General features: G+C 28.4%; 10 protein-coding genes and 1 rRNA gene. 9 read left to right on the top strand and 2 right to left on the bottom strand.

Going from position 1 to position 9,112, the window contains the following annotated elements; translation table 11 throughout:
* The 9 genes from rrf to IC174_RS18130 form a co-directional block, all read left to right on the top strand.
* Positions 1-111 (top strand): 5S ribosomal RNA (rrf, locus tag IC174_RS18170); the annotation flags it as partial.
* A gap of 121 nt (positions 112-232) precedes the next feature.
* A complete protein-coding gene (locus tag IC174_RS18165) occupies positions 233-424 on the top strand; it encodes a DUF378 domain-containing protein (RefSeq protein ID WP_227436395.1) in 192 nt (63 codons plus the stop codon).
* Positions 425-583: 159 nt separating this feature from the next.
* Complete coding sequence (locus IC174_RS18160; protein WP_227436393.1) at positions 584-1,993, top strand: aminotransferase class I/II-fold pyridoxal phosphate-dependent enzyme; 1,410 nt, start codon at positions 584-586, stop codon at positions 1,991-1,993.
* Positions 1,994-2,090: 97 nt separating this feature from the next.
* On the top strand, positions 2,091-2,780 hold the full coding sequence (locus IC174_RS18155) for a deoxynucleoside kinase (protein WP_227483615.1): 690 nt from the start codon (positions 2,091-2,093) through the stop codon (positions 2,778-2,780).
* 2 nt (positions 2,781-2,782) lie between these two features.
* The gene (locus IC174_RS18150) at positions 2,783-3,718 is read left to right on the top strand and encodes an ATP-binding protein (RefSeq protein WP_227436388.1); all 936 of its coding nucleotides are present in this window, start codon (positions 2,783-2,785) and stop codon (positions 3,716-3,718) included.
* Positions 3,715-4,608, top strand: coding sequence for a stage 0 sporulation family protein (locus IC174_RS18145; protein ID WP_227436386.1), 894 nt, complete (start codon positions 3,715-3,717; stop codon positions 4,606-4,608). Before IC174_RS18150 ends, IC174_RS18145 begins: the two co-directional genes overlap by 4 nt.
* 76 nt (positions 4,609-4,684) lie before the next feature.
* The gene (locus IC174_RS18140) at positions 4,685-5,437 is read left to right on the top strand and encodes a tRNA1(Val) (adenine(37)-N6)-methyltransferase (RefSeq protein ID WP_227483614.1); all 753 of its coding nucleotides are present in this window, start codon (positions 4,685-4,687) and stop codon (positions 5,435-5,437) included.
* Positions 5,438-6,271 (top strand): 16S rRNA (cytidine(1402)-2'-O)-methyltransferase, encoded by an 834-nt coding sequence (gene rsmI / locus IC174_RS18135; RefSeq protein WP_227436381.1) that lies wholly within the window; start codon positions 5,438-5,440, stop codon positions 6,269-6,271.
* 22 nt (positions 6,272-6,293) lie between these two features.
* On the top strand, positions 6,294-6,998 hold the full coding sequence (locus tag IC174_RS18130; protein ID WP_227436379.1) for an HDIG domain-containing metalloprotein: 705 nt from the start codon (positions 6,294-6,296) through the stop codon (positions 6,996-6,998).
* 186 nt (positions 6,999-7,184) lie between these two features.
* On the opposite strand, the gene IC174_RS18125 is transcribed toward IC174_RS18130, so the two are convergent.
* Both IC174_RS18125 and IC174_RS18120 read right to left on the bottom strand, forming a co-directional pair.
* Complete coding sequence (locus IC174_RS18125) at positions 7,185-7,613, bottom strand: Lrp/AsnC family transcriptional regulator (protein ID WP_021386461.1); 429 nt, start codon at positions 7,611-7,613, stop codon at positions 7,185-7,187.
* Between the two features lie 37 nt (positions 7,614-7,650).
* Positions 7,651-9,081, bottom strand: a complete 1,431-nt coding sequence (locus IC174_RS18120; RefSeq protein ID WP_227436377.1) for a nicotinate phosphoribosyltransferase — start codon at positions 9,079-9,081, stop codon at positions 7,651-7,653.
* Between the last annotated feature and the right edge of the window lie 31 nt (positions 9,082-9,112).

The following is a 9,112-nucleotide window of genomic DNA, read 5'->3' as shown; positions in this document are numbered from 1 at the left end:
TACAATAGCAGAGAGGATACACCTGTTCCCATTCCGAACACAGAAGTTAAGCTCTCTAGCGCTGATGGTACTTGGTGGGAAACTGCCTGGGAGAGTAGGACGTAGCCACGTAATTTTTTTTATTTTTGTCAAAAAAAACAAAAAAATTACGTATTTCTTTTTTCATTTTGGGAAAACTAAACACAGGAATTATGGATTATCATAAAAATTTAATTCTTAAGGAGTGATATGAATGAAAAAAGTTGCTTTAGTTTTAGCTATAATTGGTGCACTTAACTGGGGAGCAATTGGTATTCTAGGAACAGATTTAATAGGTAGCATTTTCGGTGGAACATATGAAATGATAAGTAGAATAATATACTTTGTTGTGGGTCTAGCTGGATTGTATTTAATACCAAGTTTAATGTCTGATGACAGAGAATAATTCAATTTTTACTTTTTTATATTAAATACCTCATTCTAAATATTTAGAATGAGGTATTTTATTTTATAAAAATATTAATTTGTATCTTTTTTAATGGTAAAATAGATAGGAATCGAAGTTTTCAAATAAGTGGTAACAGTAGGGAAAAAGGAGTAATATATGTTTATAATTAATGAATTGAGTGAAATTGTAAATAAAGAAGTAATATCTTTTCATATGCCTGGACATAAAAAGGGAAAAATATATGAAAAATTAGGATATATAAATGTATTAGAAAATTTGTATAAAATGGATACAACTGAGATAATAGGGACAGATAATTTACATTCCCCAGAAGGAATTATAAAAGTCTCTCAAGAAAATACTGCAATGGTATTTAAAAGTGATTATACATATTATTTAATAAATGGAAGCAGTTGTGGCATCCAATCTGCAATAATGTCAGTGTGTAATCCTAAAAGTAAAATAATTGTGAATAGAGACTGTCACCAATCTGTTATAAACGGATGTATTTTGGGTGATGTAGATATAGAATATATTCCTTGCGAAATATGCAAAAATACTAATATTTTAAAAGGTGTGAATGTAATAAATGTAATTGATATAATAGATAAAAACTTAGATGCAAAAGCAATATTGCTTACATATCCTACATACTATGGAATGACATATGATTTGGAATATATCTGTAATTACGCACATAGCAAAAATATGGTAGTAATAGTAGATGAAGCACATGGTGCACATTTAGGACTTAGTGAGAAACTTCCTAAAACAGCTCTTGAGCAAGGTGCAGACGTGGTTATACAAAGTACTCATAAAACACTTCCATCTTTTACTCAATCATCAATGATACATGTACAGGAAGATAGAGTTGACTTAGATAAAATTTCAAACATGTTAAGAATTACTGAATCTTCAAGTCCTTCTTACTTATTATTATCTTCACTAGAATTAGCTGTAGATATATATGAAAATAAAGGCAAGGAATTAATGGAAGAACTTTTAGATAATATCCAAAATTTCAAAAATAATGTTAATAAAAATCTTGAAATATATAGTACAAATGATAAAACAAAAGTATTCATATCTGCTAAAAATATAGGATTAACAGGATATGAATTAGAAAATATCTTAAGAAAAAAATATAATATACAGGTAGAGTTGTCTAATTATTATGGCGTTCTATTAATCTGTACAATAGGAAATAGTACTCAAGATTTCATTAGTTTAGAAACGGCATTAGATGATATTGTAATAAAAGAATTTAAATCTACAAAACTAGATAACATAAAATATCCTGTTGATATTCCACAGAAAATATTAACACCTAGAGAAGCATTTTATAAAACTAAAAAAAGTGTTAAAATATATGACAGCATAGGTAAAGTGTGTGGAGAATCTATAGTACCATATCCACCAGGGATAAATATAATATCTCCTGGCGAAATAATAAGTAAAGAAATAATAGATTATTTAAAGTTTTGTAGTTCTAAAGGTATGGTTATAAGTGGACTTAAAGATATGACTTTAAATTTTATAGAAATAATAGATTTAGAACATATATAAAGTAGGATTACTATGAAGAATCTATAGAATATTTATATATAAATTTATTTGAATAATATACTAAAATAGGCAAAATGTTTAGATGGAGGATATTAAAATGAGAGGTAAGTTAATAATTATAGAGAGTGGTTCAGATGCGAGTGGAAAGGCAACTCAAACAAAGAAATTATATGAAAGACTAAAAAAAGAAGGCTATATGATTAAGAAGGTAGAATATCCAAATTATGAGTCTCAATCATCTGCTTTGGTAAAAATGTATTTGAGAGGGGATTTTGGTAAAAATGCCTCAGATGTAGACCCATATATAGCATCAACTTTTTTTACAGCGGATAGATATGCATCATTTAAAACCGATTGGGAGGAATTTTATAATAAAGGTGGAATAATTATCGCTGATAGATATACAACCTCTAATATGGTGCACCAAGCTTCTAAAATGGACATTGCTGATAGAGAGGAATATCTTAACTGGCTGGCTGATTATGAATTTAATTTATTTAAAATACCTCAACCTGATTGTGTTGTATTTTTAGATGTTCCTATTGAGTTTAGTGAAAAACTTATGGAGAATAGAAAAAACAAAATTACAGGAGAAAAAGAGAAAGATATTCATGAAAGTGATATAGAGTATTTAGAGAAATCTTATAATAATGCTCTATATATAGCAAATAAATATGATTGGAAAAAAATAAATTGTGTTTCAAATAATAAATTAAGAAGTATTGAAAGTATACATAATGAAGTTTATGAAATAGTTCTTGATTCAATAAAATCTATGGAGAGATAAATATGTATTTTGAAAATATTATAGGACAAGATTTTGCAAAAAAATATTTAATAAATTCTATAAATAAAAATAAACTTAATAATGCGTATATGTTTGAAGGAATAGATGGAATAGGAAAAAAGAAATTTGCTGATGAGCTATCAAAATTGTTACTTGACTATGTAAATCTAGAAAATAGTCCAGACTATGTACTTATAAATCCAGATGGAAATAGTATAAAAATAGCTCAGATTAGAAACTTACAATCAGATATAGTAGTACGACCTCATAAAGACTATAAAATATATATAATAAATAATGCTGAAAAGATGACGGTAGAAGCTCAAAATGCCCTTTTAAAGACATTAGAGGAGCCTCCAAGTTACGCTATAATAATTTTAGTCACAAATAATAAAGAATCATTATTAGAAACGATAAAATCTAGATGTGACATAATAAAGTTTTCGCCTATACCAATAGCAGATTTAAAAACTTATTTAATAAATAAGGGCATAGAAGAAGAAAGAGCCCAAATATTGGCCACTTTTTCAAGAGGTAGTATTGAAAATGCTTTAGACTTATCTCAGTCGGCTGAGTTTTCAGTAATGAGGGACGATATACAACAATATATCCAAATAATGCTAGATAAAAATATAGTAGAGATTCTAAATATACCAAATAACATGGAGAAATATAGAAATCAGATTATAAGTTTATTGGATATTATGATAAACTATTTTAGAGACATTATTTTATTAAAAGAAAATGTAAATAGAGATATGTTAATAAATATAGATAAGCTAGTTTTTATCCAAAACATGAGTGGAAAAATTAGTTATTCTCAATTATCTAAAATTATTGATATAATAGAAGGTACAAAGACTAAAATTAAAAGTAATTGTAATTTCAATATAAGCATACAAGTTATGTCTTTAAATATATACGAGGTGATTAAATGATAAAAATAGTAGGAATTAGGTTTAAAAGTGCGGGGAAAATATATTATTTTGACCCTGTTGATTTTAATATAGAGCAAGATATGGATGTAGTTGTAGAAACTGCAAGAGGTTTAGAGTATGGTAAAGTAGTGGTTGGGCCAAAAGAAATGGACGAGAGCGAATTAGTTTCTCCTTTAAAGCCAATTATAAGAATAGCTACAGAAGAAGATAAGAAAATATATTTAGAAAATAAGGAAAAAGCAAAAGAGACTTTTGAATTATGTCAACAAAAGATAAAAGAACATGAGTTAACAATGTTTTTAATAGATTGCGAATATACATTTGATAGAAATAAATTGATTTTTTACTTTACAGCAGAAGGTAGAATAGATTTTAGAGAATTAGTAAAAGATTTAGCTGCCATATTTAAGACTAGAATAGAACTTAGACAAATCGGTGTTAGAGATGAGGCAAAGTCTATAGGAGGTCTAGGACCTTGTGGTAGAAAGCTTTGCTGTTCTTCTTGGTTAGGTGATTTTCAACCAGTTTCAATAAAAATGGCAAAAGACCAAAGCTTATCTTTAAATCCAACAAAGATATCTGGTATATGTGGAAGATTATTCTGTTGCTTAAAATATGAACATGATGTATATAGTGAAGCAATAGAAAAAATGCCTGTTGTAGGTGCATTGGTGCAATCAGATGATGGAAAAGGAAAAGTTGTAGAGGTAAATCCTTTGCTAGAACAAATCAAAGTGGAATTCCAAGACAAAACAGTAAAAATATATACAAGAGAAGATATAAAAATACTTAAAGAGCCTAAAAAGTGTGAGGGCTGTGGTGGTAAATGCAAGGGCAATGATGGATTAGATGAAGCTACACTAAAGGAGTTAAAGAAATTAGAAGATTAAATTTAAGGTAGGGCTTCTCCTACCTTTTTTAAAGCAATTAATGCTTAGAGCTACTAATATTTGAGGAGAGTTATATATGGGCATACAATTAAAAGATTCAGAGAGAATCGACGATTTACAATTAAAAGGTCTTAAAATTATACAAGATACTAATGGGTTTTGTTTTGGTATAGACGCTGTTTTATTAGCTAATTTTGCAAAAGTAAAAAAAGATGCTAAAGTTGTTGATTTAGGCACTGGTACAGGAATTATACCAGTTCTAATTGCAGGTAAAAGTGAAGCTAAGAAAATTATTGGTGTAGAAATACAAGATGATGTATATGAAATGGCAACTCGTTCTATAAAACTAAACAATTTGGAAGAAAGAGTTGAGATTATAAATGGAGATATAAAATCAATAGACAAAGTTTTGGAATTTAATGGATATCATGTAGTTACATCAAATCCTCCATATATGCATATTGATGGTATAAAAAATCCAAATGATAAAAAAGCAATATCAAGGCATGAAGTAAAATGTAATCTAGAGGATGTAATAAAGACCGCATCTAGATTAGTTATGCCTAGAGGTAAATTTTTCATGATACATAGACCAACAAGATTGGTTGATATAATAACTTTAGGGAGAAAATACAGATTAGAGCCAAAAGTTATTCAGTTTGTTCATCCAAGACCTAAAAAAGCACCTAATTTGGTTTTGGTTCAATTTGTAAAAGATGGCAGACCAGAGCTTAAGATATTAGACCCACTATATGTCTATGGAGAAGATGGTAATTATACAGAAGAATTAAAATCAATATATAATAATGAAGATATAGGAGAGTTATAGATGAGTGGAAAATTGTACATATGTCCAACACCAATTGGAAATTTAGAGGATATAACGTATAGGACTTTAAGAATCTTAAAAGAAGTAGATTTAATTGCGGCAGAAGATACAAGACACAGTATAAAGCTTTTAAATCATTTTGAAATCTCAAAACCTTTGACTAGCTATCATGAGCACAATAAAGATTCAAAAGGCGATTATTTAATCAATAAATTAATTGATGGAGAAAACATAGCTTTAATAAGTGACGCAGGTATGCCTGGTATATCTGACCCAGGAGAAGAGATAATAAGACAGTCCATACAAAATAATATAGAGATAGAAGTATTACCAGGAGCAACAGCATTTGTAACAGCGTTGGTTGGCTCTGGTATGGATACACATAAATTTGTTTTTGAAGGTTTTTTGGATAGAGATAAAAAAGTTAGAAGACAACAGCTAGAAGAAATAAAAGAGGAAAGCAGAACTATAATTTTTTATGAATCACCACATAGATTGAAGGATACACTAAAAGATATGCTTAAAATTCTTGGAAATAGAAAAATTTCTGTAAATAGAGAGCTCACAAAAAAATATCAAGAGATAATAAGAGAAGATATAGAAACTGTTATAAAAATATTTGAAGAAAACGAAGTAAGAGGAGAGTTTGTATTAATAGTAGAAGGTTTCTATGGTGAAAAATCAGAAAAAAGAGATTATGATGCTCTTACAGATAGAGAATATGTTTTAAAGTTAATTGAAAGTGGTATGAACAAAAAAGATGCAATAAAAGTAGTTTGTAAAGATAGAAAATTAAAAAAGGATATTGTTTATAAACAAGTTCTGGATTTATAAAACCTGAATCTGAGGTGATTTTATGGAAATAGGAAAAATTATAATAGAGAGTTTAAAAAGGAAAGATACACATAAAACGTTTATAGAGTTGGATAAAAAGAATGAACTAGAAAAAGCAATCCCTAAAGTAAAAGCAATGAAATCTGTAGGAGAATGTAAATATCATGTTGTTAACTGTTTTGAACATTCTATAAATGCATTAAAAGAATTAGAAGTAGTGCTAAATGACAAAGAATTTTTTCCAAATCATTTGAGAGAACATGTGTCAAATTATTTGAATTTATATATTGATGATGAAATAAATAAGTCACAAGCATTAAAGTTAGGAATCTTTTTACATGATATAGGAAAGCCAGATAGTGTAACTTTAGATGAAACAGGTAGAGTTCATTTTACAAATCATGAAAAAATAGGTGCACAAATAGTAAATAATATGGGTACAAATTTAGAGTTATCAATACAGACATATAAACTTATAAGTAAATATGTAAGATATCATATGACACTTTTATCTTTATATAAGAAAAATGATTTGAGTAAAAAAGAGTTAGCTAATGTATTTAATTTAGTAGATGAAGATACTATAGGTATAATATTACTTGGATATGCAGATATAGTATCTACTATAAAATTATTAGGCAAGGATGAAGAAGTAGGTGTATTAAAGACCTATATGGAATATATTCTAACAAATTACTTATATAAGAGTAATTATACAAATGTATAAAGTTAGTTAATATAATTTAAGACTTATACAATTGATTTAAATTTAAAATATACAAACTTTAAAAACCTAAAAGAAGTTGTCTTTAATAGAATTAAAAAAGACAACTTTTTTTACATCAAAACTTAAAATTTTATTAAAAATATTTAATGGTGTATTAGCGAATAAACCATTAATGTTCAATTTATCTTACAATATTGATTTTGCTTGTATCGGTGTTGATAATATAACAGATGTCTTGGTAGAACCTATTTTCTTTATAGTATCAATCACGTTTTCTAATTCATACATATCTTTTACAATAACTTTTAAAAGTAAGCAATCATCACCTGTTATGTGGTGACATTCTACAATTCTAGGGTCCTTTCCAGCAGACTCAATGAATTCTGTATATCCATTACTTGGAAGAGATATGTGAATAAACGCTTTTATAACTCTACCTAATGAATCTGGATTAACAATTGCTTTATATCCTTCTATAACACCAGATTCTTCTAATCTCTTGACTCTTTCTGAAACTGCAGGAGAAGTTAAACCAACTATTTTTCCTAAGTCCTTCATAGAAATTCTCCCATCATCCTGTAAAATTTCTATGATTCTGTAATCTGTAACATCCATAAATAAACAGTCCCCCTTAAATAAAAATAATTAATGCCTATAAAACTTTTTTAGAATCTATCATTTTTGTTTTTAAATACCAAAGATCTCTAGATAAATCAACCTTGTAAATGTGTGGATTCGAAAGTCTTTTGTATTGTTCCCAGATAGTACTTAATTCATATTGTACATGATTTCTTATTTCAAGAACAGGTTTTTTATTATATTTGCATATTCCTTTTATATACAATGGCTTAAGAAGCTCTTTAACTTTATAATTTGTAAACGTCTTCGTTTTCCATGTATATGTAGGATGGAAGATTTCTAAAGGTTTAGATTCATCTATAACTTCATCATGTAACATAATTAAATCTGCCTCTGCTTTATTGTCCTCGTTATATATTCTTATAACTTTCTTGTAACCAGGATTATTTATTTTTTCTGGATTTTCAGAAATCTTTATCTTAGGTTCAAGAGTTCCTTTTTCACAAGATGCAGCTAATTTGTAAACTCCTCCAAGAGAAGGTGAATCGAAAGATGTAATGAGTTTCGTACCTACTCCCCATGAATTTATAGTAGCTCCTTCTGCCTTAAGTGATGTTATAGTGTATTCATCAAGGTCATTAGATGCAGTTATACTAATATCTGAAAAACCAGCACTATCGAGTTGTTTCTTTGCTTCTTTAGATAGATAAGCTAAATCTCCAGAGTCTAGTCTTATACCCATAGGTTTGTATCCTTTTTCAGAAATATTTTTGAAGACTTTTATTGCGTTAGGTACACCACTATTTAATACATCATAAGTATCCACAAGTAGTAGGCATTTATCTGGATAAACATCAGCATATGCTTGGAATGCTTCAAGCTCAGTATCAAATTTTTGTACCCAACTATGAGCATGTGTACCAATTATAGGAACATCAAACATCTTTCCAGCTAATACGTTTGCAGTTCCAGAACAGCCACCAATTACAGCAGCTCTAGCTCCATATATACCTGCATCTGGACCTTGTGCACGACGTAATCCAAATTCAAGTACAGTATCTCCTTGAGCTGCAAAGCAAACTCTAGATGCTTTCGTAGCAATAAGAGATTGAAAATTGACTATTGTCAACAATGCTGTTTCAATAAGTTGAGCTTGATACAAGGGTGCTTTAACAGTAATCAATGGCTCATTAGGGAACATTATAGTCCCTTCTTCAACAGCATAAATATCTCCTGTAAACTTAAACTCTTTCAAAAATTTTAAAAACTTGTCAGAAAATAAATTTAAGCTTTTTAAGTACTCCAAATCTTCATCTGAAAAATGAAGGTTATCTATGTATTCAACAACCTGATCAATACCACAAACTATAGTATACCCTCCATCACAAGCGTTTTTTCTAAAAAACATATCGAATACAACAATGTCTTCGTGAATATTTTTTTCAAAATAGCCATTTAACATAGTAAGCTGATATAAATCAGTAAGAAGTGTTAGATTTCTCATTATTTCTCTCCTTAATTATTATTAAATATTA

Origin of the sequence: Clostridioides sp. ES-S-0001-03, assembly GCF_020676075.1 — a bacterium.
Lineage (GTDB): Bacteria > Bacillota > Clostridia > Peptostreptococcales > Peptostreptococcaceae > Clostridioides.
The sequence above is the reverse complement of the archived record's forward strand: the minus strand, read 5'-3'. Positions and strand labels throughout refer to the sequence as shown.

What these genes read in the sequence shown, in the direction of transcription:
- IC174_RS18165 (WP_227436395.1), top strand. Translation starts at nt 233, where the DNA reads ATGAAAAAAGTTGCTTTAGTTTTAGCTATAATTGGTGCACTTAACTGG.
- IC174_RS18160 (WP_227436393.1), top strand. Translation starts at nt 584, where the DNA reads ATGTTTATAATTAATGAATTGAGTGAAATTGTAAATAAAGAAGTAATA.
- IC174_RS18155 (WP_227483615.1), top strand. Translation starts at nt 2,091, where the DNA reads ATGAGAGGTAAGTTAATAATTATAGAGAGTGGTTCAGATGCGAGTGGA.
- IC174_RS18150 (WP_227436388.1), top strand. Translation starts at nt 2,783, where the DNA reads ATGTATTTTGAAAATATTATAGGACAAGATTTTGCAAAAAAATATTTA.
- IC174_RS18145 (WP_227436386.1), top strand. Translation starts at nt 3,715, where the DNA reads ATGATAAAAATAGTAGGAATTAGGTTTAAAAGTGCGGGGAAAATATAT.
- IC174_RS18140 (WP_227483614.1), top strand. Translation starts at nt 4,685, where the DNA reads ATGGGCATACAATTAAAAGATTCAGAGAGAATCGACGATTTACAATTA.
- rsmI (WP_227436381.1), top strand. Translation starts at nt 5,438, where the DNA reads ATGAGTGGAAAATTGTACATATGTCCAACACCAATTGGAAATTTAGAG.
- IC174_RS18130 (WP_227436379.1), top strand. Translation starts at nt 6,294, where the DNA reads ATGGAAATAGGAAAAATTATAATAGAGAGTTTAAAAAGGAAAGATACA.
- IC174_RS18125 (WP_021386461.1), bottom strand. Translation starts at nt 7,613, where the DNA reads ATGGATGTTACAGATTACAGAATCATAGAAATTTTACAGGATGATGGG.
- IC174_RS18120 (WP_227436377.1), bottom strand. Translation starts at nt 9,081, where the DNA reads ATGAGAAATCTAACACTTCTTACTGATTTATATCAGCTTACTATGTTA.